13 protein-coding genes are annotated in these 18,877 nt (G+C 46.5%); 10 read left to right on the top strand and 3 right to left on the bottom strand.

Going from position 1 to position 18,877, the window contains the following annotated elements:
• Nucleotides 1-53 precede the first annotated feature (53 nt).
• Nucleotides 54-902 carry a DUF2161 domain-containing phosphodiesterase gene (locus QP794_RS02130; protein WP_285074709.1) on the bottom strand — a complete coding sequence of 283 codons (849 nt, stop codon included), beginning with the start codon at nucleotides 900-902 and terminating at the stop codon, nucleotides 54-56.
• A 361-nt stretch (nucleotides 903-1,263) separates the two neighbouring features.
• Here QP794_RS02130 and QP794_RS02125 point away from each other — a divergent pair, with 361 nt between their 5' ends.
• The 9 genes from QP794_RS02125 to QP794_RS02085 all read left to right on the top strand — a co-directional run bounded on the left by QP794_RS02125 (nucleotide 1,264) and on the right by QP794_RS02085 (nucleotide 14,539).
• Nucleotides 1,264-3,159, top strand: coding sequence for a PrkA family serine protein kinase (locus QP794_RS02125; RefSeq protein ID WP_024629061.1), 1,896 nt, complete (start codon nucleotides 1,264-1,266; stop codon nucleotides 3,157-3,159).
• A gap of 243 nt (nucleotides 3,160-3,402) precedes the next feature.
• Nucleotides 3,403-4,407: a globin-coupled sensor protein gene (locus tag QP794_RS02120; protein ID WP_029880736.1), complete on the top strand. Its 1,005-nt coding sequence runs from the start codon at nucleotides 3,403-3,405 to the stop codon at nucleotides 4,405-4,407.
• Nucleotides 4,408-4,536: 129 nt separating this feature from the next.
• Entirely contained in the window at nucleotides 4,537-5,541 is a 1,005-nt protein-coding gene (locus QP794_RS02115; RefSeq protein ID WP_024629063.1) for a LacI family DNA-binding transcriptional regulator, read from the top strand.
• Nucleotides 5,542-5,757: 216 nt separating this feature from the next.
• Nucleotides 5,758-7,395: a response regulator gene (locus tag QP794_RS02110; protein ID WP_285074708.1), complete on the top strand. Its 1,638-nt coding sequence runs from the start codon at nucleotides 5,758-5,760 to the stop codon at nucleotides 7,393-7,395.
• Nucleotides 7,396-7,406: 11 nt separating this feature from the next.
• The gene (locus QP794_RS02105; protein ID WP_350338836.1) at nucleotides 7,407-9,155 is read left to right on the top strand and encodes a sensor histidine kinase; all 1,749 of its coding nucleotides are present in this window, start codon (nucleotides 7,407-7,409) and stop codon (nucleotides 9,153-9,155) included.
• A gap of 140 nt (nucleotides 9,156-9,295) precedes the next feature.
• Nucleotides 9,296-10,957, top strand: a complete 1,662-nt coding sequence (locus tag QP794_RS02100) for an ABC transporter substrate-binding protein (RefSeq protein ID WP_285074707.1) — start codon at nucleotides 9,296-9,298, stop codon at nucleotides 10,955-10,957.
• Nucleotides 10,958-11,260: 303 nt separating this feature from the next.
• Nucleotides 11,261-13,732, top strand: coding sequence for a bifunctional diguanylate cyclase/phosphodiesterase (locus QP794_RS02095; protein WP_285074706.1), 2,472 nt, complete (start codon nucleotides 11,261-11,263; stop codon nucleotides 13,730-13,732).
• Nucleotides 13,733-14,023: 291 nt separating this feature from the next.
• On the top strand, nucleotides 14,024-14,257 hold the full coding sequence (locus QP794_RS02090) for a hypothetical protein (RefSeq protein WP_079345040.1): 234 nt from the start codon (nucleotides 14,024-14,026) through the stop codon (nucleotides 14,255-14,257).
• A 3-nt stretch (nucleotides 14,258-14,260) separates the two neighbouring features.
• Complete coding sequence (locus QP794_RS02085) at nucleotides 14,261-14,539, top strand: type II toxin-antitoxin system RelE/ParE family toxin (RefSeq protein ID WP_285075192.1); 279 nt, start codon at nucleotides 14,261-14,263, stop codon at nucleotides 14,537-14,539.
• A 105-nt stretch (nucleotides 14,540-14,644) separates the two neighbouring features.
• On the opposite strand, the gene QP794_RS02080 is transcribed toward QP794_RS02085, so the two are convergent.
• The gene (locus QP794_RS02080; protein ID WP_285074705.1) at nucleotides 14,645-16,084 is read right to left on the bottom strand and encodes a SpoVR family protein; all 1,440 of its coding nucleotides are present in this window, start codon (nucleotides 16,082-16,084) and stop codon (nucleotides 14,645-14,647) included.
• Nucleotides 16,081-17,247, bottom strand: a complete 1,167-nt coding sequence (gene yhbH / locus QP794_RS02075) for a sporulation protein YhbH (RefSeq protein WP_285074704.1) — start codon at nucleotides 17,245-17,247, stop codon at nucleotides 16,081-16,083. Before yhbH ends, QP794_RS02080 begins: the two co-directional genes overlap by 4 nt.
• 262 nt (nucleotides 17,248-17,509) lie before the next feature.
• Here yhbH and QP794_RS02070 point away from each other — a divergent pair, with 262 nt between their 5' ends.
• Nucleotides 17,510-18,850: an MFS transporter gene (locus QP794_RS02070; protein WP_285074703.1), complete on the top strand. Its 1,341-nt coding sequence runs from the start codon at nucleotides 17,510-17,512 to the stop codon at nucleotides 18,848-18,850.
• The last annotated feature ends 27 nt before the right edge of the window (nucleotides 18,851-18,877 follow it).

The following is an 18,877-nucleotide window of genomic DNA, read 5'->3' as shown; positions in this document are numbered from 1 at the left end:
CCACGGAGATGACAGGCTTTTTTGCATCTTCATTTGCCGGAAGCTGCATTTCCTCAGACATTCCTATTATGGTGGATCAGGTAGGGCTCCACTACTTCCGCAATATGCTCCAGCTCACTATCGTTTTGTTGAACCAGAGAAAAATCCGTTTCTAGTTCATTTATACTCCGCTCAATCATATCATTATCCTCAAGCATGTGAGCATGCTCGGTCAGGGCTTGCACACCCTTAATCGTCAGCACATATCGTCCACGGGATAGCCGCTCGAACCAGCCATAATAATTTTTTTGCAGTATGGCCGCAGCGGACCCCACGCTTGTCTGTTTGGCGAGAGAGGCCGGGGAGGCTTCTCCCTGAGCGCGAAGAGCAGAAGCCACACGTAATGCCTTTTCCCTGTATGCGGTAACCAGCTGTCTGCGTGTGCTTCCTCCCGTGTTGTAGTCACCACTGCGCTCGTCGAATTCCTTCAGCAGTCGTTGCCGTCGGATACCACCCTTACGGACACCGGTGCTTCCACCCAGATCATGAACTTGGGCAGCAGGTTCGCACAGCACGTCAATCAGAGGGGATTTGGTTTTGTAAAACGTGACAGTTATAAGCCCCAGTCCAAGTTGTCTGCACAGTGCGGACAATTCTCCCCAGCGCTGGTTCACGGCGCCACGCTTGCTGCGGTTCCGCTCAACAGCAAGATACACGAAGGGGCTGAGCTTCAGGCGCTGCATTCCCTGCAGCAAAAGGGACAGATTGAATGTTTTTTTCATCTCCACAATGAGTGGCTCATTCTGATCCGATCTGACTCCAACCAGGTCACAATGTTTGACTTCAGCCTTCACGTCGTAGCCGCGTCGTTCGAAAAAAGCCTTTACAGGTGAATATAACTCCGTTTCGTACTTTACCGCCATCGTTTCTGCTCCTTTCCTGAAGTGGCTCTTCTCTGGCCATGTATTGTCCCGTTTTGTGAATTTAGAACCTTCATTATATCATATCCATGCTTTTTTTTCTGAGTGCATAAGATGTCTGATAGAACAGGGAAAGCCTCAAATTCAGAGTCGCAAATTGAAAAAAAGAGGTCAACTTATCCGATTTGCCGCATAGGTATGTAATACACTTTTCACAACAATAACTGATGTTTGGACAGAAGGTGGCGGGACTTATCCGGACCGCAAGATTGGTATTCAAGCAGAAGCATAAATTCTATTGATTTCTTCATACCATTCGGAATGGTTGACAATCACACTAAAGGAGCCATGGGAGGTACCAAGCATGAATATTTTTGAACGCGTTGCGGAACATCGGGCAGAAAGTGACCGTTTATCATGGAACGGGACATTTGAAGATTATATTGCACTGCTGAGAGAGGACCCGACTCCGGCAATGACGGCTCACGCTCGAGTGTACCAGATGATTGAATCGTTTGGCGTGGAAGAAGTGGGGGGGCACAAACGATACAAGTTTTTTGAACAGGAGATTTTTGGACTGGATCGGTCCATTGAAAAACTGGTGGAAGAATATTTTCACTCGGCAGCACGCCGTCTGGATGTACGCAAACGGATTCTGCTGTTAATGGGTCCGGTCAGCGGAGGAAAGTCAACGCTGGTAACACTGCTAAAACGTGGACTTGAACAATTTTCCCGGACAGAAAAGGGCGCCGTATACGCCATTGACGGATGCCCGATGCATGAAGAGCCCCTGCATCTGATTCCGCTGGAGCTTCGTCCCGAAGTGGAGAAGGAGATCGGTGTCCGTATTGAGGGCAATCTCTGCCCATCATGCCAGATGCGTCTTCGGACCGAATATGGCGGTGATATCAGCAAGGTGCGAGTGGAACGGGTCATCATTTCCGAGGATAACCGGGTGGGAATCGGAACATTCAGTCCGTCTGATCCCAAATCACAGGATATTGCCGATCTGACCGGTAGTATCGACTTCTCAACCATTACCGAATTCGGCTCCGAGTCCGATCCGCGTGCCTATCGTTTTGACGGAGAATTGAATAAGGCTAACCGTGGATTGATGGAATTTCAGGAGATGCTGAAATGTGATGAGAAGTTTCTGTGGAACCTGTTATCCCTGACACAGGAGGGTAACTTCAAAGCAGGCCGTTTTGCCTTGATCAGTGCGGATGAAATGATTGTGGCGCATACGAATGAATCCGAGTACAAGTCGTTTATTTCCAACAAAAAGAATGAAGCTTTACAATCCCGGATGATCGTCATGCCGATTCCCTACAATTTGAAGGTCTCCGAGGAAGAGAAGATATACAGCAAGCTCATTCAGCAAAGTGACATGAAGCATGTCCATATTGCACCGCATGCCCTGCGGACTGCAGCCATTTTTTCCATACTTACCCGCCTGAAAGAAACGAAGAAACAAGGCATGGATCTGGTCAAAAAAATGCGGATGTATGACGGCGAGGAAGTCGAAGGGTACAAAGAAGCTGATCTGCGTGAGATGCAAAATGAATATTTGGATGAAGGCATGTCGGGCATTGATCCCCGTTATGTCATCAACCGGATATCCAGTGCTTTGATTAAGCAAAATCTTCAGTGCATTAACGCGCTGGATATACTCCGGGCAATCAAGGATGGTCTGGATCAGCATGCTTCAATTACAAAAGATGAACGTGAGCGTTATCTGAACTTTATTGCTCTGGCACGTAAAGAATATGATGAATTGGCGAAGAAAGAAGTGCAGAAAGCATTTGTCTACTCGTTTGAAGAGTCGGCCAGAACGCTGTTCGAAAATTACCTCGATAATATCGAGGCATTCTGCAACTGGTCTAAAATTCGTGATCCACTGACGGATGAGGAGATGGACCCGGATGAGCGCTTAATGCGTTCGATTGAGGAGCAGATCGGTATTTCCGAAAATGCCAAAAAGGCATTCAGGGAAGAGATATTGATCCGCATCTCGGCTTATTCCCGCAAGGAACGGAAGTTCGAATACAGCAGTCATGATCGTCTGCGTGAAGCGATTGAGAAGAAACTGTTCACTGACCTGAAGGACATTGTTAAGATCACAACTTCAACCAAGACACCAGATGCAACGCAACTCAAACGAATGAATGAAGTAATTAAACGGTTGATTGAAGAACATGGCTACACCGCAGCCAGTGCCAATGAATTGCTCCGTTATGTGGGCAGTCTGTTGAATCGCTAATCTGCAACAACCATTCCGAATCAGGCTCCTGATGTCTGTTGTGAGGCTCCTTCACAGCAGGGTCAGGGGTCTTTTTATATGCGGAAACGCACAATTGGAGGCTAATAAACTGACAAAGAAGGTCAATTTCATGACAAATAGTTCTTATGGTATATGTAAAATTAGGTCGTTTAGTCTATAATCAATACAGATATTTACAATTTATTATTTTTTGTGGTTATTAAGGAGCTGACAGAACTAGTTATGAATATTGCTATATCAAGACAACAACAACTTGATTATATTGGATTGACCGCCGAAGATCTGCAATTGCTTGCTGATCATCGACCTGCGTTTGTGAAAGTCGTTGACGAAGTGGTGGACCACTTCTACAATCATGTGGGTAATTATCCGAATTTGGTCGATCTGATTGCCCGCTTCTCTTCCATTGATCGGTTGAAAGAAACACAAAAGCAATACTGGTTATCGATGACCGATGGTGTGGTTGATGATGCATATATTGAACAGCGCATTGCAATCGGATTAGTCCATTCCCGCATTGGTTTGTCCGAAGATTATTATCTGGGCACGTATATGGTTTACCTCGATATTGCAACAAGCATATTCCAGCAAGTTATCCCTGAGAGCTGGCATTTGGTCATTCAGGCACTAAGTAAAATGTTCAATCTTGATTCACAGCTTGTATTGGAGGCTTACGAGAAGAAGGAAAAGGAAAAGTTAAATCAACTGGCTGAAGATCAGCAGCACACTTTGCTGGCGATTACACAGATTACCCAGCAGCTGACGGGTATGATCAGTGAATTGAACGAAAATGCTCAGGCCATCTCGGATGTCGCCAGGGAAACAGCAGCCTCCCAGGATCAGGCCAACGGGCTACTGGGAGAGCTAACTAAAGAAATTCATCAGATTGGTAAAATGGGTGAGCTTATTCGCGAAATCTCGGATCAGAGTCATCTCGTGGGCTTGAATGCTGCCATTGAGGCTGCGCATGCAGGAGAATTTGGACGGGGATTCGAGGTGGTTGCCAGCGAGGTTCGCAAACTTGCGGCTAGTTCCCGTGAGGCTCAAGGACAAATCCAGTCGAACCTGGCACAGATCATGAAAAAGCTGAGCAGTGTTCAACAAGAGTCGAAGCACACTGCTTCAGGGGCAAGGCGTCAGGCATCCCGTTCAGAAGAGCTTGCGGTTTTTGCTACCACTATGGAGAAACTGGCACTTGATCTAAGGAAATTGGATCATCAAGAATAGCCGGTAACACTGGCTGGAAGCTGTGATACCGTTTCTGGCTGTTTTAAGCTATAATGGGTAGACAAACCTGCCGATGTTATAGTGAATGCAGCCGGAGACAGGGGATTCGAAAGAGGTTGAGGTGATCAGGTGGCTTCTATCCATGATGTGGCCAAAGAGGCGGGCGTATCTGTTGCAACCGTTTCCAAAGTGCTGAACGATTATCCCGATGTAAGTGACAAAACTCGCAAAAAAGTCAATATAGCCATCGAACTATTGAAATATCAACCGAATGTGGTTGCACGTGGACTTGTAAAACGCCGTTCTTGGACGGTAGGTGTATTGTTGACGGTCCCTTTTACCAATCCGTTTGTATCAGAGTTGCTTGAAGGCATCAAAACAGCGCTTGAAAACAGCGGATACGATCTTGTTCGGTTATCTACACGTTTTGATGATCCGACGTACTCGTTTATCAAACATTGCCGCAGTCGAAATGTGGATGGCGTTGTTGTTTTCGGGGAAGGAAGAGACAATAAGAGTATTCAGGAATTGGTCACAGCGGAGATTCCGACGATGTTTATTGATACCGACCTGTTTGGCAAGCGGGCAGGATACATAACGACGGATAATGCAAATGCCATTGCCATGAGTGTGAAGCATTTGCATGAACTGGGTCACCAGAAAATTGCTTATATTTCGGGTACACTTGGACCTGCCGTAGCCAACCTTCGACTGGATGGATATCGGGAAGGATTGCGTGTCTGCGGTATTCCATATTCAACGGTGTATCTGGAGGTCTGCGACTATTCTTTCGATGGTGGCAGTAAGGCAGCTCGCCGATTGCTTGCATTGAAGGACCAGCCTACGGGAATTGTGTGTGCTTCAGACATGTCTGCTTTCGGTGCAATCCACGAAATTGAGAAGCATGGTTTACGGGTGCCGGAGGATGTATCGGTTGTCGGTTTTGATAACACTTATTATGCGGAAGTGTTCAAACCGGGGTTAACCACGATCAATCAAAACATTCATTCTATTGGGATCAAATCAATTGAATATCTGATCGCCATGATTGAGAATCCTGCATATACTCCACCAGTCATTACGGAGCCATCCAATCTGGTGATCCGTCAAACGACTGCACCTGTGAACGGGTAAAAGTCCTGAAACCAGCACAGCCTATGGGCTGTGCTTTTTTTGGTATGCTATTCATACTAAGAAATAACGGATATCAGAAGTTGTTGTGCATAGCTGGAAGGGAAAGCTGTTGACTTTTTGCAACACAGACCTTAACAATAAAAGGCAGAATCATACAAAAAATTATGTAATCGCTTTCTTTTCTAATGAATAGAAGAACACTCCAATTGTCATTCAATGGGAAGGGTGATGGGCATGCATCGGGTACTGCTGGTTGATGATGAAGTATACGCACGCAAAGGACTTCGAAAACTGATTCGTTGGGAAGCATGCGGGTTCGAAGTGGCTGGAGAGGCGAATGATGGGGATGAGGCTTGGACCCGGATCGAACAGCTGCAACCCGACGTTGTCATTACGGACATACGCATGCCGGAGACGGATGGACTGGAATTAATCCGGCGCACGGTTGAGCGTGATGAGCAGGTTCTAACCAAGGGCAAACTGCCCTATTTTATCATCGTGAGCGGATATAATGATTTTGCTTACGCCCAGCAGGCCGTGAGGTACGGGGTACAGGATTATATTTTGAAGCCAATTGATGAGATTGAACTGGAAGGCACTTTACGCAAGCTGGCGGAGGAGTTGAATCGGCGCAAACATGCTGAACAAACCAGGCGTGAGCAGGAATATGCCAGATTACTTAATCAGTTTATCTATGGCGAATCGGATGCGGAAACGGTTGAACAGTGGACTGAACTGACGGATACACGGGCTGGCGACGCGCTGGCATATCTGCTGTTTGAGAATAACACGCCACATCTCCGGGTTTCGGATACGGTTGAAGAGGAGGAGGGGCCAGGAGGCGGGAAGGAAGAGAATTTTGTCCGGATTGTGCAGTCTGTTCTTGGAAAGATGTATGAAAATCGCTTGTATTTGCATGTAAAAGAGCATGGTGAACGTGTAGGAGTTCTGTTAACTGGGGAACATCTACGTCCCTATTCAATGAATCTTCAAGCGGTTGCCGGGCAAATGCAATCTTGCTTCGCTGAAATGAACCACGACTTTGTAAGCATATATATCGGGAAGGTTTGTTATGAACCTTTACTCATTGGACATGCCTATCAGACTGCACTGAAGGCGGTTTCCTATAAATTTATTTCAGAAAAGAGCGGGATCGTCCTGTATGAGGACATGCAGCATGAGCCTGTGCAGTGGGTACATACCAATCATGAAAAGGAACAGGAGCTCCTGACACTTATGGAGGAACAACGTGTTCAGGCGTTGGAGCATGCAGTGAGTGAATGGTTCACCGGTATGAGAACGGCTAATTACGCTCCTGTTGCAGTGACTTCGGCGATCCACCAACTGATCTCGGCTGTACTATCGATTCTGAAATCGGCTGAAGCGAATGTGAAGGAGATACCTTCGTTCAAACCAATTCTGGCATGGCAAGCGGAGCGGGGAACATTGGCTGAGGCCAGGCAGCTGTTGACGGTGTTCATGCTGGATTCAGCGCGGAAGCTGGCGGAACAGCGTCAGTACAATCACAGAGGTGCCATGACAAAAATCAAAAATTATATTGAAGCCAACTACAGCAGCAATATCAGTTTGAGAAGTATTGCCTCCGAATTTTACATGAATCCGGTCTATTTGGGGCAACGCTTCCGGAAGGTGTATGGGGTGTATTTCAACGACTTCCTGCTTCAGCTTCGGATGGAGGAAGCCAAGAAGCTGCTGCGTCAGACGGATATGCGAGTATATGAAATCGCCGAGAGGGTTGGGTTCGGAAGCAGTGACTATTTCGCGACTCAATTTGAGAAAACGGAATCATGTTCTCCTACAGAATATCGAAATCGCATCCTGGAAGAAGGGTAGGAGATGACGTTTTGAAGCTCAACTTTTTTAATAATATCCGCTTACGCGATAAAATGCTCATCTTATATCTCTTCTTTGTACTCGTACCCGTTATCCTGACTAATGTTATTTTCTATCAGGTGACTATAGCGAACGTAAAATCCCAGCGAATGGCTGACCTCTCCAAAGGAATGGAACAGATTCGAAGTCAATTTATGGGGGAAATTCGCAATGCGGCCGATTTTTCCTCAAGCTTTTATACGGACAGTATATTAAATAACATGCTGGATGTGGATTACACCAATCCGGTTCAATATATCGAAGCCTACGATTCCTATCTTCGCAAAATCTTGAATACCTATTACTCTGGCTACCGCTCCCTCCAAGGATTGACGATATATGTGGATAACGAAAGTGTACTGCCTTCCGGGGGAGTTGAGTTTCTGACCGAAGAGGTTCGACAGTCCGAGCCATACAGGATGCTGGCAAACAGTGAACACTCCGCACCCATTCTGATGAGATCCGGTCCTGAAGGGAATCGGCAGACGTTCAGTATTTTACGCAAACTCAATTATTATGAAGCTCTGCCCGGATGGAAGGAAAAGTTCGTACGACTGGATCTGAAGCCGTCGACGATTCGCCAGATTTTCACCAACCTTAACGTACAGGGCAACCTCTATCTGATTAATCCGGCTGGACAAATAGATTACTCGACGGATTCTGGTATCCCATGGACGAGTCAATTCGTGAATTATAGCGATGTAATGGATCAACTAACTAAGAAAGAGTTTGAAATGGCCTATTCTTTGTCCGGTGAAATGGAAGGATGGAAAATCAACGGGGTGTTCGATGAATCTGAGATTTACAAGGAATTGGGCAAATCCAGTCACCTCGTCGTTGTACTGGCTTGTATTAATCTGATTCTGCCGACCTGGATCATTATCTGGATGACACGCACAATCCACGTGAGGCTGGCACGAATATTGAAACACATGGAAAAAGTGAAGCATCAGCGATTTGAACCGATCAGACAGCCAGAATCGACGGACGAGATAGGGCAGCTGACAGCCGAATTCAATCGCATGACGATGACGATCCATCGTTTGATTAACGACGTCTATGTGGCAGACATTCAACATAAAAATTTGGAGTTACAGCGGCGGCATGCCCAATTAAATGCATTGCAGAGCCAGATTAATCCACACTTCTTGTTCAACGCGCTGGAGACCATCCGCATGCGCAGTCTTATGAAAGATGAGGATGAGACGGCACGGATTATTTATCATATGGCTAAAATTTTTCGAAATGCCCTAACCTGGAACCAGGATAAAGTCAGCATACGGGAAGAATTGGAGTATGTAACCTGCTTTCTTGAAATCCAGCAATATCGTTTTGGTCACAAGCTGAATTATACGATTGATCTGGACCCAGAGGCTGCGGAATGTTCCATTCCCAAGATGACATTGCTGCCTTTTGTTGAAAATGCCAGCATTCATGGTATCGAACCACTGAAGGAAGGTGGAGAGATTCGTCTTCGTATTCGGCGAATAGGTACAGAACTGATCTGTGTGGTGGAGGATTCCGGGGCAGGTATGACAGAGGACAAAAGAAAGCAGCTGCTCTCTTACGTGGAAACGGAAGACTCAATGGGTGATCGCGTAGGTGTACAGAATGTCATCTATCGTCTGAAGCTGGTCTACGATAGCCGATTCCATATTCAAATCGACAGCGCTCCCAGGGAAGGTACGCGTGTGGAAATGGGTTTACCGCTAGAAGAATAACAAAACCCGGCAAAGCATCAAACATTCTAAGGCAAAAAACTATAGTTTATCCGGTAAACAAAGTTTGTCTTCAACCTTATAATAAAAGTGCTTACATTTAGTGTGGGGAGAAAGAGGGTGCGTACCTATTGGTTAACCACATGCTGAAGCGCTGGCTGCCGGCAGTATTAGCTTTAACCATGGTGACGGCGTGTTCCTGGGGAGGAAGTGAGATTAAATCGGAAGCGGGAGCAGGGGGAGACGGTAAAGAAAGCACAGAGAAAGTCACTTTCACGTATTTTAAAGCAGGTTCCGGCAAGGACATCAACACAAACGAAACTACAATCGGCAAAAAGCTGGAGGAACAAACCGGAGTTAATTTCAAAATTGAATACCTTGTTGGGGATATTGATACCAAAATCGGGACGATGATTGCGAGCAACAAGTACCCGGATGTGATGGTACCGGATGGGGCTATTGACAAAATCGTGGATGCGGGTGCATTTATTCCGCTCAACGATCTGATCGATCAGTATGGCCCAAATATAAAACGGGTGTACGAGCCGTACTATAATCTGATGAAAGAAGAAGACGGCAACATTTATTTTTTGCCCATGAGCGCAGTGGTTGGAGACTATCTGCCTAATCCGAATGTGGATCAAGGAGCCTTCTGGGTACAGCGTCGTGTATTGAAGGAGGCTGGATATCCAAAGATCACTACACTGGATGAATACATGGATCTGATTAAACAATACGCTGACAAGCACAAAAATGAAGGATTAACTGGATTTCTGTCACTGACGTATGATGATAAATTTTTTACAATTACCAACCCGGCCATGCATCTTGCAGGCTATCCGAATGATGGAGCCATCATGGTGGATATGCAGACACAGGAAGCCAGGGACTATGGGCTGACTGAAGAGACCAAACGCTGGATGAAGAAGCTTAATGAAATGAATTCATTGGGACTGTTCGATAAGTCCTCCTTTGTCGACAACTATGACCAGTATCTTGCGAAAGTGACCAGTGGAAAAGTGCTTGGATTCTTTGATTATGCCTGGCAGGTAGGGCAGGAAATGAACCATTTGAAGGAAGCGGGCAACGACGATTTGCGTTATATGGCACTTCCTATTGTATACGACGCAAATACCAAGGATCAGTATACTGATCCGCCAAGCTTTGTAAATAACCGTGGGATTGGTATTACTGTAAGCGCGGAAGATCCAGTCCGTATTATCCAATTTTTCGATAACCTGTTAACGGATGCGAATCAGATTCTGTCCAATTGGGGGATCGAAGGACAGACCTACGAAGTGGATGACAAGGGGCGGTTTAGGCGCTCACCAGAAATGATTCGGAAAACAGATTCAGAAGAGTTTCGCGAATCGTTCGGATTCAAATATTTTGAGTACAGCTGGCCGCGTTACGGTAATGGTTCGACTCTGCCTGACGGTAATTCTGTCGGTGTAGAACGACAACCCGAAGTTGCCCAGTTCTCCTATACAGATGGAGATAAGCTCATTCTGGAGAAGTATGAGGTGGAGACGTTCTCCCAACTGTTCGCTGCGCCGGAAGAACGTCCATGGTACCCGGCTTGGAGCATTGCTTTTGATCAAGGCTCACTAGCCCATATCTATGGGCAGAAACGCACGGAGTTGCAAAAGAAATATGTGCCCAAACTGGTCCTCTCCAGTCCAGCTGACTTTAACAAGGTCTGGGATGAATATGTGAAGGAATTCAACAAGCTTGATGTGAAGGGCTACGAGCAGACGATGACCGACGAAGTTCGCAAGAAGGCGGAACGGGTCCAAGGTGAATAAGGTAGGCGAGGAAAGGGTGGAAAGGGGAAAAATAAACGCCACCAAGGCGCATGGTGAATGGGAATTTGAGGATTTTAAACATTCATTTCATCTGGAAAAAAGTGTTGATTTTCAGGGCTAGGACGTTTAGACTAAATACAACAATATTAACGGGTTTGAGATGTATGACTTTGGCTTTACAACAAGTCGGTGGTCACGAGACAAATGATGTGGAGGGAGTGCCTGTCATCCAGACAGCGCACTCGCTTCTTTTTTACATTTTGCATACATACAATGCATTTCCCGGTTGAAAGGACAGAGTGAGTGGATCACCTACATGGAACGTACAACTTAGAACTGGTTATTTTATCTTACATTATTGCAGCGTTGGCTTCTTATGCAGCGCTTGACCTTGCGGGTCGGGTAAGTCTGGCTAAAGGTATGTCCCGAAATGTGTGGCTTACCTGCGGGGCATTCTCCATGGGTTTGGGAATCTGGTCCATGCATTTTGTGGGCATGCTCGCTTTTGTTCTTCCCATGCATGTGTCGTATTCCACAGGCGAGGTCTTTCTATCCGTTCTGCTTGCCATCGTTGCATCTGGTGTAGCGTTAAATATTGCGGGTCAGCAATCAGGTAAAATAAGCAAGCTCCTGATCGCAGGAGTGCTTATGACAGCAGGTATTAGCAGCATGCATTATATAGGAATGGCTGCCATGTCGGTTCCAATTACGTATGATCCAAGCAGGGTGGTGTTATCCATCCTGATCGCAGCTTTAGCTTCATTTGCTGCCTTATGGCTCATGTTTTTCTTCCGGCAGCATCAGTCACGTTATACTTGGGTTTACAAGGTGGGCAGCGGACTCATTATGGGGCTGGGCATCGCGGGAATGCATTATACGGGGATGTCAGCCGCACAATTTCATCATGCACATGACGCAATGGCAGGATCGGGTATGCAGATTGAGCCTTCACTTCTCGCATACCTCATCGCAGCGGGTACTTTTATTGCATTGGGGCTGACCTTGTTCGGTATCTTTATTAATCAGCGTTTATCTCAGAAGGATCGCCGGATTCTCGAAAATGAACAGTGGTATCAGGCTCTGTACGAAAACCATTCAGACGCTATTATTTCAGTGGATACGCATGGGGCAATCAAAGGGATTAATGTTGCAGTCACACGAATTACAGGGTACCAGGAGAGAGAGATCATTCATCGTTCTATTAATGAGATTGCTCAGCACGTTGATATTCATTGGACAAGTGAAATGCAGCATGTGGTGTGGGATGATGATAGCCGCGAGCAGCAGCATTTCATGGGGAAAATGAAGAACGTTCAGGGAAATCTCCTTGACCTAAGTATTGCTGTAATACCTGTACTGATTGATGGTAAACATCAGGGAAGCCACATTCTCATCAAAGATGTTACCGAGGAGAAACAGGCTCAGGAAAGCATCCGCCATCAGGCTCTGCACGATCCGTTGACCGGGCTCCCAAACCGTCGCAAGCTGGATGAGGTGTTGGAGAGCACGATTGCAACTTCTGAGGCAACAGGAGATTCATTTGCAGTTATGGTGATGGACATCGACCGTTTCAAAATGATTAATGACTCCCTGGGACATTCCATTGGAGATGTGTTTCTTAGAGAAGTGAGCAACAGAATTATGCGTGCAATCCAGGATTCAGACCCAAAAGCGATGGAGAATGTCATGCTTGCTCGTATGGGAGGCGATGAATTCACACTCGTTGTTACAAATGAGCAGGGAACGGAGGAACGGGTGGCGGAGCTGGCAGAACGAATTGTTCGAGCGATTCAACTGCCTTATCGATTGAAGGAAAATGACTTTTACGTTACAGCAAGCATCGGGATCGCGATGTATCCGTACCATGGAACAGGAGCGGATGCGTTATTGAAGCATGCCGACTCCGCTATGTATGAGGTCAAGAAAAACGGCAAGAACGGTTTTCAGTTTTACACTGCCCAACTGGATTCGGAGCTGTATGAACGAATTGAACTGGAAGGGTATTTGCGCAAAGCACTGGAACGGGATGAGCTGGTCCTGTATTATCAACCTCAGATTCGTACAGAAGACAGCCGCATGATCGGTGTAGAGGCTTTAATTCGCTGGAATCATCCGGAGAAGGGCGTTCTGGCCCCGAATGTATTCATTCCACTGGCAGAGGAGACGGGCTTGATCTATGAGATTGGAAACTGGACACTGCGTGAAGCTTGCAGACAGATGAAGCTTTGGCATGCGAGTGGCGGACCTCTCATTCCGGTATCCGTTAACTTGTCTAGTCAGCAGTTTCATCAATCCAACCTAGTGGAGCAGGTCAAAAATGCCCTCACGGAGACAGGGCTTGATGCCCGTTATCTTGAATTGGAAATTACAGAGAGCATGATGATGGATGCTTCCGTGTCAACAGGTATACTGAATGAACTTACAGCGCTTGGGGTCAAAATCAGCCTTGATGATTTTGGGACAGGGTATAGCTCGCTGAGTTATTTGAAACATTTCCCAATTCATAAACTGAAGATTGATCGTTCGTTCGTAACGGATATTACGGAGAGCCGAAGTGACCAGGCCATTGTGGCCACGATTATATCGATGGCTCAGAATCTGAAGATGGAAGTGATTGCGGAAGGGATTGAGACGAAGGGACAGCTGGATATTCTGATGCAAAATGATTGCCGTGAGATTCAGGGATATTATTTCAGCCGTCCATTGCCAGCAAGCGAAGTGGAGCATGACTTTTTTGTACCACTGCGACTGCATGGAGCTCCGTCAATTCTGTAAGTTCACTGCAATGCCAAGTGGCAAGTCCCCGCCATGTGCCAGGGACTTGCCGCTTTTTGTGTTCTTATAGTTTCGGATCATTATGTGAAAATACAAGCAAATTCCGAATAGACGGATGGGAATGGAAGTTAGTTCCGTTAGCGGTTATTTAGCTTCTTACGGACAACAGAAAAGTGGATTGAAATGCTGAAGCGTTGGAGATGATGGGATAGCAACACGGTTGTATGCTATAATTCATTTTAAGATTCTCAACAACAGGTTTAGCGATATCATCGAAGGAGGTTGCAAGGGATGAATTTTAGTCTGAAAGCTCCTGATGGCACTGTCATTGAATCCTATGAGAAAGATCATAAGGAATTCATTCGTATTGCCGGCTTGGAATATGAAGTGTATAACCCAGTGGATGAGCTGGATTCCGATCCGGAAATAAGACAAATGATTGAAGCATCCGAGAAAGACATCGAGCAGGGCAAGCTGTATTCGACAGATGACCTGATTGAACTGGTGAAGCGTGGTGAGCTGTAATTGATGGTTCAATGGACCGCAACGGCGATGAACCGACTTCGCCAGATCAAGAGTGAACATTTTACAGATCAAGAAACGATGGAATACAAAACTAATCTAATTCAGCGAGTGGAACAGAAGGCGGTCACCATGGGCACATTGATTCCGTCCCGTGAGTACCGCAATACATATTACTGTATCGTGGATCGATACGTTGTATCTTACAAAGTGTTGGACAAAGGTGAACGATATGTGATCACTTCATTTAAGCACGGAGCTATGAAGCGCAATTTTAAATATTGATTTTAACTCGTTGCTAATCATCACTGATTTGTAAACTAATATTCATAAAAAATGCCAAGCGGCAAGTCCCCGCCATATGCCAGGGACTTGCCGCTTTTTGTATTCTTATGATAAAAACTTGCGGTGGTGCTTCTTGCCATCATATGTGAACCAGATCGGCTTATCCTCGACCCGTGTTTCCACATGGACGGTACGTCCCCAGAGGCGATACAGATAAGGAAGGGTCCGTTCCATATATTTCAGGTCCAGCTCGATGCCCTCATATTGATGCTTGAGCACGAGTTCGCCTGTTCGCAGGTAATCGGCATCCTGAACGACCAGATATGGAGAACCACCATTGACGCGTGAAAATACAAGCTGATCCCGTATGTTTTGCCAGGACTTGTCGGTAATTTTCCAGTCCGGGCCTTTTTTCTCGAATACATAGAGGTCAAGGTCTTCGGTTAATTGCTTGGTCATGTAATTGCGGATAAATGAGGTGTCGGAATCGAATTCGCGCACCTCAAACATTTTGGCCCGACCCTGCCCTGGTTGACGTCCAAAACGTTCTCTTTCTTCCCGGGATGGGTTATCCCAACGACGTTCAATATCCTCGAATATTTTCAGCCCCAAATAGTAGGGATTCAAGCTTTGCTTGGATGGCTGCACGACAGAAGAGTTCAGTTTGGCAAATTCAATCGTATCCTCACTGTTCAGGTCCAGTTCTCGTATAATACGTTGATGCCAGTAGGAGGCCCAGCCTTCATTCATAATCTTTGTTTCCATCTGCGGCCAGAAATAGAGCATTTCCTCACGCATCATACTCATGATATCCCGCTGCCAATCCGTCAACACTTCGGAAAATTCCTGGATAAACCACATAATATCCTTTTCCGGTTCTGGTGGGAAGTGATGTACTAGTATGCCCTCCACGGGTTTTTCCTCGGTCTGGATATCATCAAGGGACCACAGGTCATCATAGCGACCTTCCGGCCTTGGCTTTTTCTCCCCGCGCTGCTCCCGCATTTTCATCTCCATATAGCGTTGTTTGTCCAAATGGCGGGGTTTGATCAACTGTGGATCGACATGTTCCTGAATGGCTATAACGGCGTCAATGAATGCTTCAACAGCCTCTGTACCATATTCCATCTCATAGTTGCTGATCCGGTCAGCAGTTGCTGCCATGCTCTCCACCATATTGCGATTCGACTTCGAGAACCGAGCGTTGTTTTTGAAAAAATCACAGTGTGCCAGCACGTGTGCGACAATCAGCTTGTTCTGAATCAGGGAATTGCCATCCAGCAGGAAGGCATAACAAGGGTTGGAATTGATTACGAGCTCATAAATCTTACTGAGTCCAAAATCATACTGCATCTTCATTTTATGAAAAGTCTTCCCGAAGCTCCAGTGACTGAACCGGGTCGGCATACCATACGCTCCAAAGGTATAGATAATATCGGCAGGGCATATTTCATAACGCATCGGATAATAATCCAGTCCGAATCCATTGGCAATTTCCATAATCTCGGCAATGGCGTATTCAAGGTCGCGGATTTCATCAGTCATCCTACGCTGCCTCCTTCCCGTTTCTGGAAAAAGCTGCGCAAAGCTTTGTACACTTCGCCTTTTTCTTTGATTACATAATACATAAACTGGTCGATCTTGATATGACGATAGGCAGACATGAGTGTGCTGCTGCGGTTGTACTGATTCACCTCACCATACCCAAACATGTTGCTGCGCTTCATCAGTTCACCAATCAGTTTGACACACCGCTCATTATCCGAGGTCAGGTTATCTCCATCCGAGAAGTGGAAAGGGTAGATGTTGTAGCTGGAAGGTGGGTAACGGCTATCAATAATTTCCAATGCCTTCATATATACAGAGGAACAGATGGTGCCTCCACTTTCGCCGCGCGTGAAAAATTCCTCCTCGGTCACTTCCTTGGCTTCAGTATGATGGGCGAGGAAAACAATTTCGACCTTCTCATACTGACGACGGAGGAAACGGGTCATCCAGAAGAAAAAGCTGCGGGCGCAATATTTCTCAAAGGAACCCATCGATCCGGAAGTATCCATCATGGCGATGATGACCGCATTGGATTGTGGAATGATTTTATCCTCCCACGTCTTGTAACGCAGATCATCCGGACTGATATGGTGAATACCCGGATTGCCGGTAGTTGCGTTGCGGCGCAAGTTCTCCAATATGGTTCGTTTCTTGTCAATATTGGACTGCATGCCTTTTTTTCGAATATCGTTGAATACAACGGTATGTGTCTCAATCTGATCTTTGTCTTTCTGCTTGAGATCCGGAAGCTCCAGTTCCGAGAAAAGCATATCTTCCAATTCTTCGATGCTTACCTCAGCTTCAACGATGTCATGCCCAGGCTGATCTCCGGCTTTTTCACCTTTGCCTGGCTTCTTCGAAGCGGGATCACGTCCGATGACATCTCCGACCTGACTGTCACCGTCTCCCTGGCCCACATGTTTTTGCTTTTGGTAGTTATACACAAAACGGTACTCATCCAGACTGCGGATTGGTACCTTGATGATTTGTTTTCCATCGGACATAATGATGTTTTCTTCGGTAATCAAATCAGGCAGATTCTGCTTGATGACATCTTTAACCTTTTGCTGATGGCGTTGCTGGTCCTGGTACCCTTTGCGGTGAAGCGACCAATCTTCCCGGGATACGACGAACGAGTAAGGCTGGTGTGAATTTGACATGTAGGCACCCCCCATTGATTACGCGGCACAGTTTGGCCTGTCGGTAATTAAGTATATTCACGGGCGGGGATGATATGTGATGCATAAGTAGATAAAATGATACAATTGCGCGAGTTTCCCTTCCGGGATCAGCTAAAAATGCACAGATCGCCCGGAACTTTTTTACAGAAACGGTGAACAAGTGTGACGAACTTCCTTTACAATAGGGACAGGTGTTTACTTAACATCCCTTTGTGGGATGTGTGCAAAGGAAGGATACCATTTGGATAAACGGGCAATTAAGGCATGGATTACGTATGATTGGGCCAACTCGGCCTATGCGACGACGGTACTTGCAGCGGTTCTTCCCGTCTTCTATGCTTCTGTGGCCGCTGCTACACTGGATGCAGATACCGCAGCATCTTATCTGGCGTATACCCATTCCATCGGCATGTTATGTGTAGCCCTGTTAACCCCTTTGCTGGGGACCTTGGCGGATTTATCGGGACGTAAGGGGGACTTTCTAAAGGTATTCTCCATCATTGGTATCATCGCAACCCTCGGATTCAGCATCATTGGAGAGGGAGACTGGCTGCTTGCTTCTGCTCTGCTGGTCATTTCGACCATCGGTTTTGCGGGTGGCAACACGTTCTATGATGCGAATCTGCCTGATCTGGTACCAGCCGAGAGAAGAGAGATGGTCTCATCCAAAGGGTATGCTTATGGATACATTGGTGGAGGGCTTTTGCTTGCGGTCAATATGCTGATGATTCAGCAGCCAAGCTGGTTTGGGATGGGAAGTACGCTTGCTGGAACGAGGCTTGCTTTTATCTCGGTAGCGTTGTGGTGGCTGGTGTTCTCCATTCCGTTATTTCGCCATGCCCCACGTCGGCCTGCATCGCCAGAATTGCCCAAGTCATGGAAAGGCTATGCTGGTGTGGGCGTACGCAGACTTCGCCAAACGTTTCGCCAGATACGGCGTTTTCCCCAGTTGATGCGAATGCTGGTTGCTTTCTGGTTTTTCAATGATGGCATTAACACGATTATCCTGATGGCAACCATTTACGGTACAAGCATTGGGATCGGGACAGCCGATCTGATGTTGGCCTTGTTACTGACCCAGTTTATCGGGTTTCCTTGCACATTGTTATTGGGGGCATGGGCACAGCGTTGGGGTGCGAAGCAGGTGTTGATGGTCAGCTTGTCCATTTACATATGCATCGTAATTTTGGGATATTTCATGACGTCAGCCATGCATTTCTATCTGCTCGCCGGACTGGTTGGCGTAGTTCAGGGCGTAAGCCAATCGACGGCGCGTTCCTTGTTCAGCAATTTGATGCCTGCAGGCAGAACAGGAGAGTATTTTGGTTTTGTTAATATTACAGGCAAATTCTCTTCGATTTTTGGGCCGTTTGTATTCGGTTGGGTGGGTCAATTAACAGGATCAACCCGCTGGGGAATTCTGTCTCTGATTTTCTTTTTTGCTGCTGGGATTGCTGTGTTATTAACGGTTAAGGTGCAGCAGGGTATGTCGGATGCAATTCAGGCCAATCAGGAAGAAGAGCAAGGCTGGATGCATCATCCGATTTCAGCGAAAGGCTCGGAGGCAAGATCGACTGGATGAGTGGTTAACGATGTGGTATAGCTAATC

It is taken from the genome of Paenibacillus sp. UMB7766-LJ446 (assembly GCF_030226665.1).
Lineage (GTDB): Bacteria > Bacillota > Bacilli > Paenibacillales > Paenibacillaceae > Paenibacillus > Paenibacillus vandeheii.
The sequence above is the reverse complement of the archived record's forward strand: the minus strand, read 5'-3'. Positions and strand labels throughout refer to the sequence as shown.